Annotated in this window: 15 protein-coding genes and 1 pseudogene; 7 read left to right on the forward strand and 9 right to left on the reverse strand. The window is 66.1% G+C overall.

The features are described 5' to 3' along the window. Positions 1-33: 33 nt before the first annotated feature. The gene (locus tag N7640_RS00480; RefSeq protein WP_279903260.1) at positions 34-1,080 is read right to left on the reverse strand and encodes a LacI family DNA-binding transcriptional regulator; all 1,047 of its coding nucleotides are present in this window, start codon (positions 1,078-1,080) and stop codon (positions 34-36) included. A gap of 331 nt (positions 1,081-1,411) precedes the next feature. Between N7640_RS00480 and N7640_RS00485 the strand changes: the two genes are divergently transcribed. The 4 genes from N7640_RS00485 to N7640_RS00500 all read left to right on the forward strand — a co-directional run bounded on the left by N7640_RS00485 (position 1,412) and on the right by N7640_RS00500 (position 7,246). Beyond that, on the forward strand, positions 1,412-3,625 hold the full coding sequence (locus N7640_RS00485) for a TonB-dependent receptor (protein ID WP_279903259.1): 2,214 nt from the start codon (positions 1,412-1,414) through the stop codon (positions 3,623-3,625). Between the two features lie 157 nt (positions 3,626-3,782). Beyond that, positions 3,783-5,108, forward strand: a complete 1,326-nt coding sequence (locus tag N7640_RS00490) for an LLM class flavin-dependent oxidoreductase (protein ID WP_279903257.1) — start codon at positions 3,783-3,785, stop codon at positions 5,106-5,108. A gap of 156 nt (positions 5,109-5,264) precedes the next feature. Next, on the forward strand, positions 5,265-6,308 hold the full coding sequence (gene mgrA / locus N7640_RS00495) for an L-glyceraldehyde 3-phosphate reductase (RefSeq protein ID WP_279903255.1): 1,044 nt from the start codon (positions 5,265-5,267) through the stop codon (positions 6,306-6,308). Between the two features lie 2 nt (positions 6,309-6,310). Beyond that, positions 6,311-7,246, forward strand: coding sequence for an aliphatic sulfonate ABC transporter substrate-binding protein (locus tag N7640_RS00500; RefSeq protein ID WP_279903253.1), 936 nt, complete (start codon positions 6,311-6,313; stop codon positions 7,244-7,246). An 86-nt stretch (positions 7,247-7,332) separates the two neighbouring features. On the opposite strand, the gene N7640_RS00505 is transcribed toward N7640_RS00500, so the two are convergent. Continuing rightward, positions 7,333-8,679 carry an imelysin family protein gene (locus tag N7640_RS00505; protein WP_279903251.1) on the reverse strand — a complete coding sequence of 449 codons (1,347 nt, stop codon included), beginning with the start codon at positions 8,677-8,679 and terminating at the stop codon, positions 7,333-7,335. 152 nt (positions 8,680-8,831) lie between these two features. Here N7640_RS00505 and N7640_RS00510 point away from each other — a divergent pair, with 152 nt between their 5' ends. Both N7640_RS00510 and N7640_RS00515 read left to right on the forward strand, forming a co-directional pair. Then, entirely contained in the window at positions 8,832-9,404 is a 573-nt protein-coding gene (locus N7640_RS00510) for a LemA family protein (protein ID WP_220815518.1), read from the forward strand. A gap of 2 nt (positions 9,405-9,406) precedes the next feature. After that, positions 9,407-10,330: a GIDE domain-containing protein gene (locus N7640_RS00515; protein ID WP_279903250.1), complete on the forward strand. Its 924-nt coding sequence runs from the start codon at positions 9,407-9,409 to the stop codon at positions 10,328-10,330. Between the two features lie 113 nt (positions 10,331-10,443). Here the strand turns inward: N7640_RS00515 and N7640_RS00520 are convergent, their stop codons facing one another. Together N7640_RS00520 and N7640_RS00525 are read right to left on the reverse strand one after the other, a co-directional pair. Continuing rightward, complete coding sequence (locus N7640_RS00520) at positions 10,444-10,941, reverse strand: RDD family protein (RefSeq protein WP_279903249.1); 498 nt, start codon at positions 10,939-10,941, stop codon at positions 10,444-10,446. 124 nt (positions 10,942-11,065) lie between these two features. After that, entirely contained in the window at positions 11,066-11,278 is a 213-nt protein-coding gene (locus N7640_RS00525) for a cold-shock protein (RefSeq protein WP_021700367.1), read from the reverse strand. Positions 11,279-11,750: 472 nt separating this feature from the next. On the opposite strand from N7640_RS00525, the gene N7640_RS00530 reads away from it, so the two are divergent. Continuing rightward, a complete protein-coding gene (locus N7640_RS00530; protein WP_279903248.1) occupies positions 11,751-12,704 on the forward strand; it encodes a site-specific integrase in 954 nt (317 codons plus the stop codon). A gap of 337 nt (positions 12,705-13,041) precedes the next feature. Here the strand turns inward: N7640_RS00530 and N7640_RS00535 are convergent, their stop codons facing one another. The 5 genes and pseudogenes from N7640_RS00535 to N7640_RS00555 all read right to left on the reverse strand — a co-directional run bounded on the left by N7640_RS00535 (position 13,042) and on the right by N7640_RS00555 (position 16,062). Further along, a complete protein-coding gene (locus tag N7640_RS00535; protein WP_279903247.1) occupies positions 13,042-13,581 on the reverse strand; it encodes a hypothetical protein in 540 nt (179 codons plus the stop codon). Positions 13,582-13,672: 91 nt separating this feature from the next. Then, a complete protein-coding gene (locus N7640_RS00540; protein ID WP_279903246.1) occupies positions 13,673-14,770 on the reverse strand; it encodes an RNA-directed DNA polymerase in 1,098 nt (365 codons plus the stop codon). Between the two features lie 7 nt (positions 14,771-14,777). Further along, positions 14,778-14,879, reverse strand: a pseudogene (locus tag N7640_RS00545) (DUF1566 domain-containing protein); the annotation flags it as partial. A gap of 161 nt (positions 14,880-15,040) precedes the next feature. After that, positions 15,041-15,397: a four helix bundle protein gene (locus tag N7640_RS00550; RefSeq protein WP_279903245.1), complete on the reverse strand. Its 357-nt coding sequence runs from the start codon at positions 15,395-15,397 to the stop codon at positions 15,041-15,043. Between the two features lie 50 nt (positions 15,398-15,447). After that, positions 15,448-16,062, reverse strand: coding sequence for a DUF1566 domain-containing protein (locus N7640_RS00555; RefSeq protein WP_279903244.1), 615 nt, complete (start codon positions 16,060-16,062; stop codon positions 15,448-15,450). Positions 16,063-16,123 lie beyond the last annotated feature (61 nt).

Below are 16,123 nucleotides of genomic sequence, written 5' to 3' on the forward strand. Positions count from 1 at the left end.
CGAGTCACCGTCCATCCCGTCGTAAGGCTGGTACTAGGCGCTTTCCCGCACGATCAGCGCGCACTGCAGCAGGTTCAGCCGCTCGGGCTCGCCGTCAGTTTCCAACACGCCGAGGCTCTGCAGCACCCGCAGCGCGGCGATCTCGCCGATCTCCCGGGCCGGCGGGCGCACGGTGGTCAGGCTGGGCAGCAGCATCTCGGCGAAGGGATAGTCGCCGAAGCCGATCACCGCGCAGTCCCCGGGAATCCTCAGGCCGGCGCGCTGGCCGGCGAGCAGGCCGCCGGCGGCCAGGTTGTCGTTGGCGAAGACGATGGCATCCGGCCGCGGGCTGCGCTTCATCAGGGCGTCCATCGCCTGCTTGCCGGCCTCGAACGGCGCGGCGTCGGCCGAGGGTACGAACACCCAGGGCTCGATGCCGGCGGCGCTCAGGGTGTCGACGTAGCCGTCGCGGCGCTCCAGGGCGCTGAGGTCGCCGGCCGCGCTGTTCTGCACGAAAGCGATGCGGGTGTAGCCCCGCTGCAGCAGGTGGCGGGTGGCGGTCACGCCGACCTCGTAGTGGAGGAAACCGACCTGCAGCGGCGCGCGCTCGGGGCGGTAGTCCCAGATCTCCACCACTGGTACGTCGGCCTCGGCCAGCAGCTTCTCGGTGCCGGGGCTGTGGAAGTGGCTGGTGACCACCAGCGCCGCCGGCGACCAGCCGAGGAAGGCGCGCACGGCGCTCTCCTCCTGCTCCTCGGAGAAGTAGCTGGAGGCCAGCAGCAACTGGTAGCCGTGCTTCGCCAGGGTGTCGCTGAAGCCCTGGATGGTGGCGGCGAAGATCGGCCCGGAGATGTTCGGGATGACCATGCCGACGATCCGCCCGCGCGCCGAGGCCAGGCCGCCGGCCACCAGGTTGGGCACGTAGCCGAGGTCGGTCACCGCTGCCTGGATGCGTTCGCGCAGCTCGCCCGAGACCTGCTCCGGCTGGTTGAAGAAGCGCGACACGCTGATCGCCGAGACGCCGGCCCGCTCGGCCACCTGGCTGAGGGTGACACGCCCGGCGCCACGGCGCTTGCGCGGGGAATCCTTGCTGCTGCTCACGGTGAGGTCCCGGAACCGAAAAGGGCTCCACCATACTGCATCTGTTAGCGCTAACAAAGGCTTGTGGAAAGACGAGTAGGGTGCGCCGTGCGCACCGTGAAGTTGGCGTCGATGCCCTCGGTGCGCACGGCGCACCCTACCGGATGATCATCAGAAAACTGGAATATAAAAGTAATTTTTAATTATTTGACGCTCTATCAGAGGCTCTCCGATACTGGCGATGTTAGCGCTAACAAGCCATGGGTTGCGCGCACCACGCTGCCACTCGCACGAGCGAGACCAGACACCGACAACCCTGAACCAACACCGTCTGGTCATCTCGGGGCAGCACATGCACAGCAATCGATCCACTCGCCAATTCACCCGCAGCCCGCTGGCCGCGGCCGTTCTCCTCACCACCCTGGGCCAGGCCGCCTGGGCCGAGCAGGTCGCCCGCGACGGCGCCGAACAGGCCACCGCCCTCGGCACCGTGACCGTCACCGCCACCCGCCGCGAAGCCTCGCTGCAGGAAGTGCCGGTGGCCGTCTCGGTGGTCGACGGCGAGCAGCTCGAACGCGGCAACCGCAACAACGTCGCCGCCATCGTCCAGGAAGTACCGACCCTCAACTACCGGGCCGGCGCCTCGAACAAGGACACCTCGCTGTTCATCCGCGGCGTGGGCACCATATCCACCTCGCCGGGCGTCGAGCCGACTGTGGCCACCGTGGTCGATGGGGTGGTGTTCGGCCGCCCCGGCCAGTCCACCCTGGACCTGCTCGACCTGCAGCGCATCGAAGTGCTGCGCGGCCCGCAGGGCACCCTGTTCGGCAAGAACGCCTCGGCCGGCGTGCTCAACGTGGTCAGCAAGGACGCGCCGGAAGAAACCGGCGGCTACATCGACTACTCGCACTTCGGCGGCGGCAACGAAAACCGCCTGCGCTTCGGCCTCGGCGGGCGCCTGAACGACAGCCTCAAGGGCTCGCTGAGCACCCTGTGGGGCAGCTACGACGGCAACGTGGAGAACGTTCACAACGGTCACGACGTCAATGGCTACGAGCGCAAGGGCGTGCGTGGCAAGCTGCAGTTCGAGCCGAGCGAGGACTTCAGCTTCACCCTGATCGGCGACTACATGGACGGCGAGGACAGCCTGCCCAGCGGCGTGATCACCTCGGCCAACGCGGCCTTCGCCGGCGTGCTGCGCCCGGTGTCGGTGAGCGGGCACAACCGCGAGATCAACGCCGACTTCAAGACCCGTGTCGAGGACAGCAACACCGGCCTGTCCGGCCAGGCCGACTGGCAGCTGGGCGACTTCACCCTGACCTCGATCACCGCCTGGCGCGGCTGGGACAACACCCAGTACCAGGACGGCGACCGCAGCGCCCAGCTGCCGCTGACCGCCTCCCACGACAAGGGCGAGGTGGACTTCGACCAGTATTCCCAGGAGTTCCGCCTGACCTCGCCGAAGGGCGGCTTCAACGAATACGTGCTCGGCGCCTACTACTTCCACGGCCGCTCCGACGAGGCCTACCAGCGCTGGTCGACCAACGGCGGTGTGCTCAACCACGGCCGCGCCGACTACCGCGTAACCAACGAGAGCGTGGCACTGTTCGGCGAGAACACATTCAACTTCACCGACGACTTCCGTGCCCTGCTCGGCCTGCGCTGGACCCACGACGACTTGGAATACGACCACCGCCGGGTGTCCACCTCGGCCACGCCGGTCACCGGCATCCAGCCCTCGACCCGCAGCGAAGGCTCGGTGGACGAGGACGGCTTCAGCGGCCGCACCGGCCTGCAGTACGACTTCACCGACAACCTCACCGGCTACGTCACCTACTCGCGCGGCTACAAGGGCCCGGCCTACAACACCTTCTTCAACATGCAGCCGCGCGACACCGGCGCGCTCAAGCCGGAGACCTCCGACTCCTACGAGCTGGGCCTCAAGAGCACGGCCTGGAACAACCGCCTGACCGCCAACCTGGCCGTGTTCCACACCGACTACGACGACTACCAGGCCAACTTCTTCGACACCGTGGCCAACCAGGTGGTGACCCGCCTGATCAACGCCGGCAGCGTCAAGACCCGGGGCGTGGAACTGGACGCCAGCCTGCAGGCCACCCGCCAGCTCAAGCTGTCGGCGGCGCTGGCCTACACCCAGGCGCGGGTCGACCACTTCAACTGCCCGCCCGGCGCGGCGGCCACCTGCGACATCGACGGCGGCCGCCTGCCGTTCACCCCGGACTGGAAGAGCTACGCGCGCGCCGACTACAGCATCCCGCTGGACAACGGCCTGGATGTGGAACTGAGCACCGACTACAGCTGGCAGGACGAGGTGCAGTTCAGCCTCGACCAGAACCCGGACACGGTGCAGGGCGCCTACGGCATCTGGAACGCCAGCGTCGCCCTGGCCGACTACAACGCCGGTTGGCGCGTGGCCCTGCTGGGCAAGAACCTCGCCGACAAATCCTACGCCCAGGCCCTGGCCAGCGGCGGCAGCTATATCTACCGCGCGGTGCCGCGCGACGACCAGCGCTACTTCGGCGTGCAGCTGCGCAAGGACTTCTGAGCTTGAGGCGCCGTGGTGCGCGCGGCGCACCCTACGTTGGCCCGTGCACACGACCCGTAGGGTGCGCCATGCGCACCAGGCAAACGCCGCGTGCAGAACCCGCCCGAGCCGGCGCAGAACGGCCGGGCGGCAACGTCATCGATTCAGGTATCTGTTCATGAGCCAACCCCGTCAACTCAGCCTCGGCGCCTTCCTCATGGCCACCGGGCACCACATCGCCGCCTGGCGCCACCCGGACGTGGTGCCCAACCCGCTGGACTTCGCCCAGTACCGCCGCGCCGCGCAGATCGCCGAGGCGGCCAGGTTCGACGCCCTGTTCGTCGCCGACAGCGTGGCCGCGCCGACCGATGCCATCGCCAGCCGCACGCCGCGCTCGGTGTACTTCGAGCCGCTGACCCTGCTCTCGGCGCTGGCCGCCGTCACCGAGCGCATCGGCCTGGTGAGCACGGTGACCACCAGCTACAACGAGCCGTACCACGTGGCGCGCAAGTTCGCCTCGCTGGACCATATCTCCGGCGGCCGCGCCGGCTGGAACCTGGTGACCTCGGACGCCGCCGCCGAGGCCTTCAACTTCGGCCGCGACGCGCATATTCCGCACGCCGAGCGCTACGCCCGCGCCCGCGAGTTCCACCAGGTGGTGCGCGGCCTGTGGGACAGCTGGGCCGACGACGCCTTCGTCCACGACCAGGCCGGCGGCCGCTTCTACGACCCGGCCAAGTTGCATGTGCTCGACCACCACGGCGAACACTTCCGCGTGCGCGGCCCGCTCAACGTCGCCCGCTCGCCCCAGGGCCGGCCGGTGGTGGTGCAGGCCGGCTCCTCGGAGACCGGCCGCGAGCTGGCCGCCGAGACCGCCGAAGTGGTGTTCACCGCGCAGACCTCGCTGGCCAATGCCCAGGCCTTCTATGCCGACCTCAAGGGTCGCCTGGCCAGGTACGGGCGCGGCGAGGACGAGCTGAAGATCATGCCCGGCGTGTTCGTGGTGGTCGGCGACAGCGAGGCCGAGGCCCGCGAGAAATTCGAGCAGTTTCAGGAGCTGGTCGAGCCCGAGGTGGGCGTGGCCCTGCTCGGCCGCATGCTCGGCAACTTCGACCTGTCCGGCTACCCGCTGGATGGCCCGCTGCCGGAGCTGCCGCTGACCGACAACGGCCAGCGCAGTCGCCAGGTGCTGCTCACCGAACTGGCCGGCAACGAGAACCTGACCCTGGCCCAACTCGGCCGGCGCATCGCCGGCGGGCGCGGCCACCACAGCCTGATCGGCACGCCGGCGCAGATCGCCGACGAGCTGCAGGCCTGGTTCGAAGGGCGCGGCGCCGACGGCTTCAACGTGCTGGTGCCGCACCTGCCGGCCGGCCTGGAGGACGTTGCCACCAAGGTAGTGCCCGAACTGCAGCGGCGTGGCCTGTTCCGCACCGAGTACCGCGGCCGCACCCTGCGCGAGCACCTCGGCCTGCCGTACCCAAGCAACCCCTTCTTCACCTGACGCCGAACAACCCCCTATCCCTCCGGGAGAGAGCCGGGGTGAGGGTGCCATGGGCGACTCGGAGCAGCCTGGAAGCCCCTCACCCCTACGCGGGCCGCCCCGGCCCCTCTCCCGCAGGAGAGGGGAGACCGCACACCGATACGCCAAGGATTCCCCATGACCTACATCCCCGCCGCCAACCGCTACCAGCGCATCCCCTACCGCCGCGTCGGCCGCAGCGGACTGCTGCTGCCGGCCCTGTCCCTGGGCCTGTGGCACAACTTCGGCGACGCCACGCCTATCGACACCCAGCGCGCGCTGCTGCGCACCGCCTTCGACCTGGGCATCACCCACTTCGACCTGGCCAACAACTACGGCCCGCCCTACGGCAGCGCCGAAAGCAACTTCGGCCGCCTGCTGCGCGAGGACTTCCAGGCCCACCGCGACGAACTGATCGTCTCCACCAAGGCCGGCTGGGACATGTGGCCGGGGCCGTACGGCCAGGGCGGCAGCTCGCGCAAGTACCTGCTCTCCAGCCTCGACCAGAGCCTTCAGCGCCTGGGCCTGGACTATGTGGACATCTTCTACTCGCACCGCTTCGACGCCGACACGCCGCTGGAGGAGACCGCCATCGCCCTGGCCGACATCGTGCGCCAGGGCAAGGCGCTGTACGTCGGCATCTCCTCCTACTCGGCGGGCAAGACCCGCGAGATCGCCGCGCTGCTGCGCGAGCTGAAGGTGCCGCTGCTGATCCACCAGCCGGCCTACAACCTGTTCAACCGCTGGATCGAAAAGGACCTGCTCGACGCTACCGACGAGCTGGGCGCCGGCATCATCGTGTTCACCGCCCTGGCCCAGGGCCTGCTCAGCGACAAGTACCTCGACGGCATTCCGCAGGACGCGCGGGTCAACCGCCCGGGTGGCGCCTCGTTGCGCCCGGAGCACCTGTCCGAGGCCAACATCACCCGCGCCCGCGCGCTCAACGAGATCGCCGCGCGCCGCGGGCAGAGCCTGGCCCAACTGGCGCTGGCCTGGACCCTGCGCGATCCGCGGGTCAGCTCGGCGCTGATCGGCGCCAGCCGCCCGGAGCAGATCGTCGAGAACGTCGCCGCCCTGGATAACCTGGCGTTCAGCGCCGAGGAACTGGCCGAGATCGACCGCTACGCGGTGGAAGGCGGCATCAATCTCTGGGAAAAACCGTCCACCGACTGGCAGGAGTGAAGATGAAGACCATCCGATTCGGCGTCGCCGTGCTGGCGCTGCTGGCCCTCGCCGGCGTGGCGCGGGCGGCCGAGCCCGAGGTGCTGCGCATCGGCTTCCAGAAGGGCTCCACCAGCCTGGTGCTGGCCAAGGAATACCGAATGCTGGAGCAACGTTTCCCCCAGGTGCGGGTGCAGTGGATCGAGTTCCCGGCCGGGCCGCAGATGCTCGAAGCGCTGAATATCGGCAGCCTGGACGTGGGTTCCACCGGCGACATCCCGCCGCTGTTCGCCCAGGCCGCCGGGGCCGACCTGCTGTACATCGGCGCCGAGCCGCCCAAGCCGCAGGCCGAGGTGATCCTGGTGGCCAAGGACAGCCCGATCCGGTCGGTGGCTCAGCTCAAGGGCAAGCGTGTGGCGCTGCAGAAGGGCTCCAGCGCGCATAACCTGGTGCTACGCGCGCTGGCCCGCGAGGGGCTGACGTTCGCCGACATCCAGCCGATCTACCTGCCACCGGCCGACGCCCGCGCCGCCTTCGAGCGCGGCAGCGTGGATGCCTGGGCGATCTGGGACCCGTTCTACTCGGCCATCGAGCTGGAAGGCCGCGCGCGGCTGCTGGCCAACGGCGAGGGCCTCGACCTGAGCGGGCCCTTCGTGCTGGCGGCGCGACCGTTTGCCGAGGCGTACCCGCGATTCCTGCCCGAGCTGCTCGACGAGCTGAACCACGCCGAGGTGCTGACCCGCAGCGACGAGGCCGCCAGCATCGCCCTGCTGGCGCGGGTTACCGGCCTGGGCGAGGCGGTGATCGCGCGGGCCTTCAGCCACCGCCCGCCATCGCCGATCGGCCCGCTGACGGCCGAGATCGTCGCTGCGCAGCAGCGCACCGCCGACCTGTTCTTCGAGCATCGTCTGTTGCCACGCAGGGTGGATGTGGCCGCGGCCGTGCAGCGGACGGACTGAGCCTGGGAGAGGGGAGAGGGTAAAGCGGAGGAGGGAAAAGAACGGACGGGCCTCGTGGGCCCGTCCGTTTTACTGCTGGCGACCGATCAGAACTCGTGGTCGGCGGTGTCCGGGTTCAGGTCGCTGATACCCAGCACAGCGGAAGCCTTCTCGATGGAGCCGGTCTGCTTGACCAGCGCGGCGATGGCGTCACGCACCAGTTGCTGGCCGTCCGCGTTGTCGGCGGCGATCAGCTGGTCGAAGTGCACGTTGTTCTTCTCGGCGCTGTCGACCAGGGCCTGCAGCTTGGCCTCGGTGGTTTCCAGGTCGGCCTTGAGGGCGCTGTCGGCCTGGGCGTCCAGCTTGGCGACCAGGGAGGACAGGCTCGGGCCGGTCAGGGTGGTGCCGTCGACCTTCTTGTACTCGCCCAGGTAGATGTTGCGGATGCCCTTGCCGTTGTAGAAGTGCGAGTTGTGGGTGTTGTCGCTGAAGCAGTCGTGCTCGTCTTCGGTGGAGTTGGCTTCCAGGGCGACCTTCATGCGCTCGCCGGCCAGCTCGCCGAGGGACAGGCTGCCCATGCCGAACAGCATCTTGCGCAGGCCGCTCTCGGCCGACTCGGCTTCCAGCTTGGCGCGGTAGTTGTCGGCGACGCCGGCCTTCCACTGCTCGACCATGCCGTCCAGGTCGGCGACCAGCAGGTCGGTGGCGGCCTTCAGGTAGGTGCGGCGACGCTCGTTGTTGCCGCCGGTGGCGCCTTCGCCGGTCAGGTAGTCGGTGTAGGGACGGTTGCCGGCGCCCGGGTTGGTGCCGTTCAGGTCCTGGCCCCAGAGCAGGAATTCGATGGCGTGGTAGCCGGTGGCGACGTTGGCCTCGGAACCGCCCAGCTCGTTCAGCTCGGCCAGTTTCTCGCCAGTGATCTCGGTGACGTCGATCTTGTCTTCGCCGACCTGGATGGTGGTGTTGGCGATGATGTTGGCGCTGGCGCCCGGGTTGCCCAGCGCGTGCTGGTAGTCGCCGGCCACGTAGTCGATCAGGCCTTCGTCCAGCGGCCAGGCGTTCAGCTGGCCTTCCCAGTCGTCGACCACGGCGTTGCCGAAGCGGAACACCTCGGTCTGCATGTACGGCACGCGGGCCGCCAGCCAGGCTTCCTTGGCCGCCTTCAGGGTGTCTTCGCTGGGGTTGGCGAGGAAGGCGTCGATGGCGCTCTGCAGGCTCTTGCCGGTGCTGGCGGCGTCGCTGAACACGGCCAGGGCGAGGTCGGCGTAGTGGGCGACCACGGCCTTGGCGGCGGCTTCGTCCACTTTGTTCGCAGCGGCGGTGGCCGGGGCTTCGGTGTTGGCGGCGGCCGGCGCTTGAGCTTGCGGCGCGGCGGCCTCTTTCTTGTCGTCGCCGCAGCCGGCGAGGGAAATGGCGAGGGCCAGCAGGCTGGCGGTGGCCAGGGGCATGCGAGTCATGGCGGAGTCCTTTGCTTCTAGTGTTGGAAGGCGGGAAAACCGCCCAATGATGCGAAAGATTTTCATTAATTGCAAAGCCGTTTTCCCGCGCTGCGTTGAGAGGCGGGACGCGCTGTCGCTAGAATGCCGGCAGTCCACAAGGAGCGTTGTCCATGAGCCTCACTGCCGTCGTCGTACTCGTCGTGCTGTTCCTCCTCGCCGCCTGGGCGGTGGTCCTCTACAACGGCCTGGTGCGCCTCAAACACGGGGTGAGCAAGGCCTGGTCGAACATCGACGTGCTGCTCAAGCAGCGCCACGACGAACTGCCCAAGCTGGTGGAAACCTGCAAGCAGTACATGCAGCACGAGCGCACCACTCTGGAGCGGGTGGTGGCCGCCCGTAGCGCCGTGGCCAGTGCCCGCGAGCAGCATGACGTGGGCGCCCTGGGCAAGGCCGAGAGCACCCTGCGCGCCGGCCTGGGCCAGCTGTTCGCCCTGGCCGAGAACTACCCGGACCTCAAGGCCAACGAGAGCTTCCAGCACCTGCAGCAGCGCATCTCCGGCCTGGAGAACGCCATCGCCGACCGCCGCGAGCTGTACAACGAGGCGGTCAACCTGAACAACGTGCGCATCGAGCAGTTCCCCGACGTGATCCTGGCACGCCTGTTCGCCTTCAAGGAAGCCGAACTGCTGCAGTTCAGCGAGGAAGAGAAGGCCGACGTCGACCTCAAGTCGCTGTTCAACTGAGCATGGATGTCGGTGGGCTGGCGATCAGCCTGTTCTTCAGCGTCGGCACCTGCGCCGGCGGCGGCTGGTGGTGCATCAGGCGCCTGTCCGAGGCGCGCTTCCTGCTCAACACGCCGACCTCGAAGATTCGCTCGGCGGCGCAGGGCTATGTCGAGCTTTACGGTGTGCTGCATGCCCATGACGAAGGCGAGGTGCGCGCGCCGTTGTCCGGCACGTCCTGCCTGTGGTGGCGCTTCAAGGTCGAGGAATACAGCGAGCAGGGCAAGCGCCGCTCCTGGCGCGTGCTCGAGAGCGGCACCAGCGAAGCCTGGTTGCGCCTGCGCGACGCCACCGGCGAATGCCTGATCAACCCGCGCGGCGCGGAGGTGCGGCCGGTCGTCCGCGAAACCTGGTACGGCAACGAGCGCCGGCCCATGGGCAACCCCAACGGGCCGAGCCTGGGGCTGTTCGGCATGCTGCTCGGCGGTAGCGGCCACTACCGCTACATCGAGGAGCGCCTGCACGCCGACCAGCCCCTCTACGCCATCGGCAATTTCCGCACCCTGGGCGGTGCCGAGGCCTTCGACCTGACCCAGGCGCAGGGCGAGGTGATCCGCGAGTGGAAGAGCGACTTCGCCGGCCTGCTGCAGCGCTTCGACGTCAACGGTGACGGCCAGCTGGACACTTCGGAGTGGGAGCGCATGCGCCAGTCGGCGCGGGCCGAGGCCCAGCGTCGCCACGCGGCGCGCGGCGAGGCGCCGGTGCATCACCAGCTGAGCCGGCCGGGAGAGTCCTATCCCTTCATTCTTTCCAACAGCGGGGAGGACGAACTGGCGCGGCGCTTCTACTGGCAGGCCGCCGGCGGAGCGATCGTCTGCCTGATCGGTGCTCTGGCGACCGCCTGGCTGGTCAGCAACGTGCTGATACCGGGACTGGCTGCCGCCTGAGCGTTTGCAACCCGTTCACGGAGAACATCGGCTGGTCAGACGCCCCGTGGGAGCGGCCTTGGCCGCGAGCTTTTTCTCCCAGCCCCGAAAACAGCTCGCAGCCAAAGCTGCACCTATTTCTTGTGAATGCCCTTGGGCAGCTGTACCACGCGGCTTTCCGAATAGATGTCGTGCCAGCTGCGCTTCTCCTTGTCCCACAGCGCCCAGAGGAAGCCGAGGCCGAGGAACAGCCAGGAGCCGATGGCCACCACGAAGCGCAGCAGCGCCTGCCACAGGCTGATGGCCGAGCCGTCCGCGTTCTGGATGCGCAGGCCCCAGGCCTGCATGCCGAGGGTCTGGCCGTTGTGGGTCCAGAACTTAGCGAAGAAACCGAACAGGCTGAGCAGCACCAGGCTGGCCAGCAGCGGGTCGTTGTCCAGGGCGCCCATCTCGGACAGCTCCATCAGCCGTTCGCCGCCGTAGATCAGCCGTAGCAGGCCCTGCTGATAGATCAGGCCGACCACCATCACCAGCGCGACGCACAGCAGGAAGTCGTAGAACATCGCGGCGAAGCGGCGGATCAGGCCGGCGACGGGGAAGTCGCCCTGGGGGCGCAGCATGTGCTTGGGCATGGACAGCTCGACAGGGAAGGGAACCGCGCCGGATTGTACGGTCTGGAAACGCCGGGCACAAAAATCACCGGACACAAAAAAGCCCCTGATGTCGCCATCAGGGGCTCTTTCGTAGCAGCAGCGATTAGCCCAGAACCTGGACCTTGTCGGCTTGCATGCCTTTCTGGCCTTGCACGGCTTCGAAAGTCACTTTCTGGCCTTCTTTCAGGCTACGGAAGCCACTACCTTCGATAGCGCGGAAGTGCACGAACAGATCCGGACCGCTCTCGGGGGTGATGAAGCCGAAGCCCTTCTCGTCGTTGAACCATTTGACGGTGCCGGTTTGACGATTCGACATTGTCTTATTTCCTTGAAACTAGAGTTGATGACAGCCTCCCGGATTTTCAGGCGCGAGAGGGCTGGAACTGGTTGCAGAGAGTAAGAGAAGTCGAGCGGGATGTAGCGGATCTTGGGATCTACTGCACCAGGTCACGATTCAAGGCGACCCATGCAAACACAGTTGACCCACTCTACGCTAACTCAAACTCATTTGCCAAGCCCCCTGGAACAGGCGATTCCAGGGGCCTCGCAGGCAATTTGGGAGGGATATCGTGGTGCCCCGGGAGAGACCCTAAAGCGACCCGACAGAATATTACATTTTGAGGCTTTTGCCGTTATACCGTGGTTTATAAGGGTTCCGGGCGGTGCGTATCCCGACAGCACGCGGAGCGAAGCGGGGGTTCCGTGGTAGTGTTCACGCCAAAATCACGCCAGCGAGGGTGCAGAGTTTGGCGACGTACAGGAAGAGGAGCGGAGGCTGGAGAGCCGAGGTGTTCAAGCTAGGGGTAAGGGACTCGCAGACCTGGCCGACGAAGGCGCAGGCGGTGGCTTGGGCCACACAGCGAGAGGCCGAGATTCTGGCCGAGAAGGGGGCTCGCCGGACTTCTGACTTCACTGTGATGGAAGCTCTGAAGAAGTACAAGGCGGAGGTGTCGCCGAAGAAGGCCGGTCAACGGTGGGAGGAGATCCGAATAGATCGGTTCATTGCTCAGCTTCCGTTCGTCGGCGAGAAGGTCAATGACATCGAGGCAGACCATATTTCGGCTTGGCGCGACGAGCGCCTAAAGGAAGTCTCTGATCCGAGTGTGCGCCGTGAGATGACGCTGTTGTCCAGCGTTTTCGAGTGGGCACGCAGGGAGTGGCGGTGGATCTCGGTTAACCCGGTCAAGCAGGTTCAGCGGCCCAGCAACAACAGGCCGCGAGATCGCCGAATCAGTGACGCAGAGATCGCCCTGATTGTTGATGGGCTTGGCTATGTCGAAGGTCAGCCACCGGTCACGCAGATGCAGGAGGTGGCCTATGCCTTCCTGATCGCTATCGAGACTGCAATGCGGCAGGGGGAAATCCTGGGTCTGACCAAGCGCGCGACCCGCCTTCGGGAGAGGTATGCTCGACTGGCTATGACGAAGAATGGTGATGCCCGCGATGTACCCCTGTCTCGCCGGGCGGTCGACTTGCTGCAGGTGATGGTTGATGCAGCAGGAGACCGAGAGAAGCTGTTCAGCGTCAGTTCTGCCAGCGCAGACGCATTGTTTAGGAAAGTGCGTGATCGGCTAGAGATTGAGGGGCTTCGGTTCCATGACACTCGGCATGAAGCTACGACCAGACTGGCCAGGAAGCTTGATGTCCTCGACCTAGCGCGGATGACCGGCCATCGTGACCCGCGCTCGCTGATGGTCTATTACAATGCTACCGCCTCCGAGGTCGCCAGCCGGCTGGACTAGGCCGGCTTCCTGGCTGCCCGTGGCTTAGGCAGTTTGCTTCGGTTCTGTCGCGCCCAAAGGCGCACCTCGCCAGCAAACCAGCGCCGCGTCGCCCGAGGGCCTGTGGCGCACGGCTGAAGAGGTGTTGGGAAGTCAGGGCGGACAACCACCCTCCGCTCGACCGTATCGACCGACAACTTAACGTAGGCCGCCACGTCCTCAGACGTCCATAGCTCGTCCTCTGCTGGTACTGCAGGGCGCTTGAGTTGAATTACCAACTCCTGCAGCGCCACCAGCAGTCTGGTGTCGCTCATGCTACCTAGTTCAGTGCCGCCCACTGCGGGCGCTTGCTGACCACTCATGATTGCCTCCTGGCTACTGCCTGGCACTGCGACTCTGGGTTTTCTGGCGCGCCCACCAGGTACTGCCGCCACGGCACCTTCACACCGTCGACCAGAAAGCCCCAGGAGCCTTGCTTGCGGCCGGTGATGAACAGTGTGAACACACCGCCATCGGACACGCGGCTAATGTGGTGATATTCCCCGAAGGCTAGCGTCGCCGTGTCGCCTGGTCGGCGCGTATGGGTCACCTCTTCGTCGCCTACCAGCCGGCGTTCCTCGTACCAGCCGCGCAGGATGATCGTGCGGGCGTTCCATGGGTGGTCGTGCGGGTGGCGTTCCAGATCCTCGCGGAGGATGTGGTGCACACGGACCGACCACGGCAGCCAGCTGTGGCGCGCCGTGTTGTGTTCGAGGTTGTACGGGTTGAACAGCCACCAGCGCATCATGTAGCCGTCAAGGTGGAAGTAGGGGGTGCGCTTTGAGCGGCGAATCAGCCAGCCTGCAATGCGAGGCCGAGCCAGCAGCCGCGCGAGCAGATGCCAGAATAAGCTCTTCATGGTCAGTCCTTCGGTTTTGGTGGCGGGTTGCAACGTAGGCAGGGGCATTGAGCTGCCGGCCTGCGCGTGGATCGGCAGATGATCGGGGCGGTCATTTCTCTCTCATGGGATAGGTCTTGGTTAGATGGCTGTTGACGGCGAGGCCTCGCCCCAGAGCTACCCTTGCCAGCGAGGCCCTGTCCTTGTGGCTATGGCTGGCCTGGGTGAGCAGGCCGAAATAGCTGTTGGCGGTCTCGCGCAGATCCTCGGACGGGACTTGGGAAGTGCGCCGCAGGGCCAGTGCCACGGTGCGTTTGCGGGTGGTGCGGTGCCATGGCTTGATGACATGGCCTACGAAGTCAACGCCGCGATCTACCGGCTGCAGGATTGTCTTGCGAGGGTTGAGCCTGGCGCCCAGCGCGGGAAGGAATTCCTCAATCTCTGCCTTCCAGGCGTTCAGCTGCTGGGGTGACTCATGCAGCAGCACGAAGTCGTCGACGTAGCGCACGTAGTGCTTGCAGTGCAGCCGGTGCTTCACGAACTGGTCGAGCGCATCGAGGTAGATGTTCGCGAAGAACTGCGACGACAGGTTGCCAATCGGCAGGCCAAGGTGGGACGGCTGTGCTTCGAGGCGCTTGTGCTGGGGAACTTGGTTGAAGAGGTGGCGCGGGCTGCGCACCTCATAGTCCCTCCTCGGGTCATGCCAAAGCACCTGCAGAGCGAGCGACCGCCACCAGGGTTCGGCGATCCTGTCGGTCAGCTGTTTCGCGAGCACCTGCTTGTTGATGGATACGAAGAAGTTGGCCAGGTCGCACTTCAAATAGCTCACTGGCCTGGACCAGTTCCTGGTCGCGCTGCGGATCTTCGATTCCAGGCGCTCGGCCGCATACAGCGTGCCCCTGCCAGGTATGCAGGCGCAGCTGTCTGCGATGAATGTCCGCTCTATGCCGGCGCCGATCCGGTTGTACAGGTGGTGGTGGACAATCCGATCTGTAAAGGCCGAGGCCCATACCTCGCGCGGCCTGGGTCGCGTCACCACAAAGCAGATTGAGCGGCCTGGCCGGTATGAGCCGGCGATCAGGTCGCTGTGGAGTTGAACAAGGTTCCGCTCCAGGTCTGCCTCGAACGCCAACGCGCTTGCGCCGTTGCGCTTTGAGCGTCGGCAGTCGTAATAGGCTTGGACCAGATCGCGGAACGGGTAGGGGCTCACCGTCGAATCTGCGGACGGGGCGGACGCGGAACTCGTTGTTCTTGTCGTTGTTGTTCTGGTTGCCATCTTCGAAATTCATGTTGAAGGCGTAGTTGGCGGAGCGCTGCGACCTGTCGTGCTATCTACGTCGCCCGGGCGATTGCTCATCCAGGAAACTGCGCCGGGCCTCGCCGACCGTTCCGTCGGTGGTCCCCGTGCTGCGCTTGGCGGTGGCCCGTAGGCCAGCGGCACGACCAGATTCAAATCGCACAGACCTGGCCGCCTTGACGGTCAGGTAGCGGGCGCGGTTGCTGTTGCACGTTTCCAGGCATTGGCCTGTTTGCCGATGGAGGCTGTGAGCTGGATCGCCTGCGCGTGCTGCGAGACGCTGATGAATCGCTTCTCCTTGAACAACCGGAGCAGGAATTCAATCACCTGCACTCGCTCCACCAGGGTGGCCAGGTGGGCGCGCTTGTCCCTCGCAGCATTGGCCCTGGCTATCAGCACCATGACCTCTATGCACTCGTCCCTGACCTTGGCGCCGAGCCCGGCCTTGAAGTCGCGCGGGATGTTTCGCGTCACGTCGGTGGCGAGGCTGAGCAGGTCGAAGGCGACCTTATGGATGGGCAGATCCGTGTGCATTGCCATCGGCAAACCTTCCAGAAATCCGGCCGCGAGCGGCCGGTTAAATGAGCGAATTAATCAATGAGCACGCTGCGGACGGGGCGGACGCGGAACTCGTCGCTCTTGACGCTGATGTCCTGGTAGCCACCTTCGAAATGCATGTAGAAGGCGTAGTAGGCGGAGCGCTGCGTGCTAGACCAGTACCAGCGAGGTGCGAATGCTTCCGGGGCGCCGACCTTGAAGGCCTCGACCGTGGTTTGCGCTGGCATCTCTTCGGTATAGAGCTCGCCGGCTGGCACGCTGTGGTGGTTCTCGCCGTCTCGTCCCCAGCAGTAGTTCGCATCGTCCGTCGGCTTCAGGTTGCGGTACTGCAACTCCTGCACGTCGCGGGCGGGAATTGCCCAATCGTTGAAGCCGCCGATCTCCAGGGCCAGGACGCGCTTTGCCAGCTCGCTACCTGCTGCCGCCATCGCTTCGGTGTTGGCGCGGCTGTCGGTCATGCTGCCGGCGCCGTCGATCTTCTCGCCGTGCTCGCCCCATTCACCTTCCAGCTCATGCCCGGACGGTGCAGTGATGGACGCATAGCGCTTTCCATCCTGGATGTAGAAGCCGCTGACGAAGCCGCCCGCAAAGGTCTGGCCGATCTGCGGAAGTGCTGTTGCGGGTGCTGCCTGTGCTGCTGTTTGCATGGGTGGTTCCTCTTTGCGGGCAACAAAAAAGGCGCCGTTGCGCCCTGGGTTGGTGCTGGCC

Origin of the sequence: Pseudomonas sp. GD04015 (genome assembly GCF_029837675.1) — a bacterium.
GTDB lineage: Bacteria > Pseudomonadota > Gammaproteobacteria > Pseudomonadales > Pseudomonadaceae > Aquipseudomonas > Aquipseudomonas paralcaligenes.

Excerpts from the sequence above, each read along its gene's own strand:
- N7640_RS00535 (WP_279903247.1), bottom strand. The coding sequence starts at position 13,581 with ATGAAGAGCTTATTCTGGCATCTGCTCGCGCGGCTGCTGGCTCGGCCT.
- N7640_RS00485 (WP_279903259.1), top strand. The coding sequence starts at position 1,412 with ATGCACAGCAATCGATCCACTCGCCAATTCACCCGCAGCCCGCTGGCC.
- N7640_RS00515 (WP_279903250.1), top strand. The coding sequence starts at position 9,407 with ATGGATGTCGGTGGGCTGGCGATCAGCCTGTTCTTCAGCGTCGGCACC.
- mgrA (WP_279903255.1), top strand. The coding sequence starts at position 5,265 with ATGACCTACATCCCCGCCGCCAACCGCTACCAGCGCATCCCCTACCGC.
- N7640_RS00505 (WP_279903251.1), bottom strand. The coding sequence starts at position 8,679 with ATGACTCGCATGCCCCTGGCCACCGCCAGCCTGCTGGCCCTCGCCATT.
- N7640_RS00555 (WP_279903244.1), bottom strand. The coding sequence starts at position 16,062 with ATGCAAACAGCAGCACAGGCAGCACCCGCAACAGCACTTCCGCAGATC.
- N7640_RS00525 (WP_021700367.1), bottom strand. The coding sequence starts at position 11,278 with ATGTCGAATCGTCAAACCGGCACCGTCAAATGGTTCAACGACGAGAAG.
- N7640_RS00550 (WP_279903245.1), bottom strand. The coding sequence starts at position 15,397 with ATGGCAATGCACACGGATCTGCCCATCCATAAGGTCGCCTTCGACCTG.
- N7640_RS00520 (WP_279903249.1), bottom strand. The coding sequence starts at position 10,941 with ATGCCCAAGCACATGCTGCGCCCCCAGGGCGACTTCCCCGTCGCCGGC.
- N7640_RS00490 (WP_279903257.1), top strand. The coding sequence starts at position 3,783 with ATGAGCCAACCCCGTCAACTCAGCCTCGGCGCCTTCCTCATGGCCACC.
- N7640_RS00500 (WP_279903253.1), top strand. The coding sequence starts at position 6,311 with ATGAAGACCATCCGATTCGGCGTCGCCGTGCTGGCGCTGCTGGCCCTC.
- N7640_RS00510 (WP_220815518.1), top strand. The coding sequence starts at position 8,832 with ATGAGCCTCACTGCCGTCGTCGTACTCGTCGTGCTGTTCCTCCTCGCC.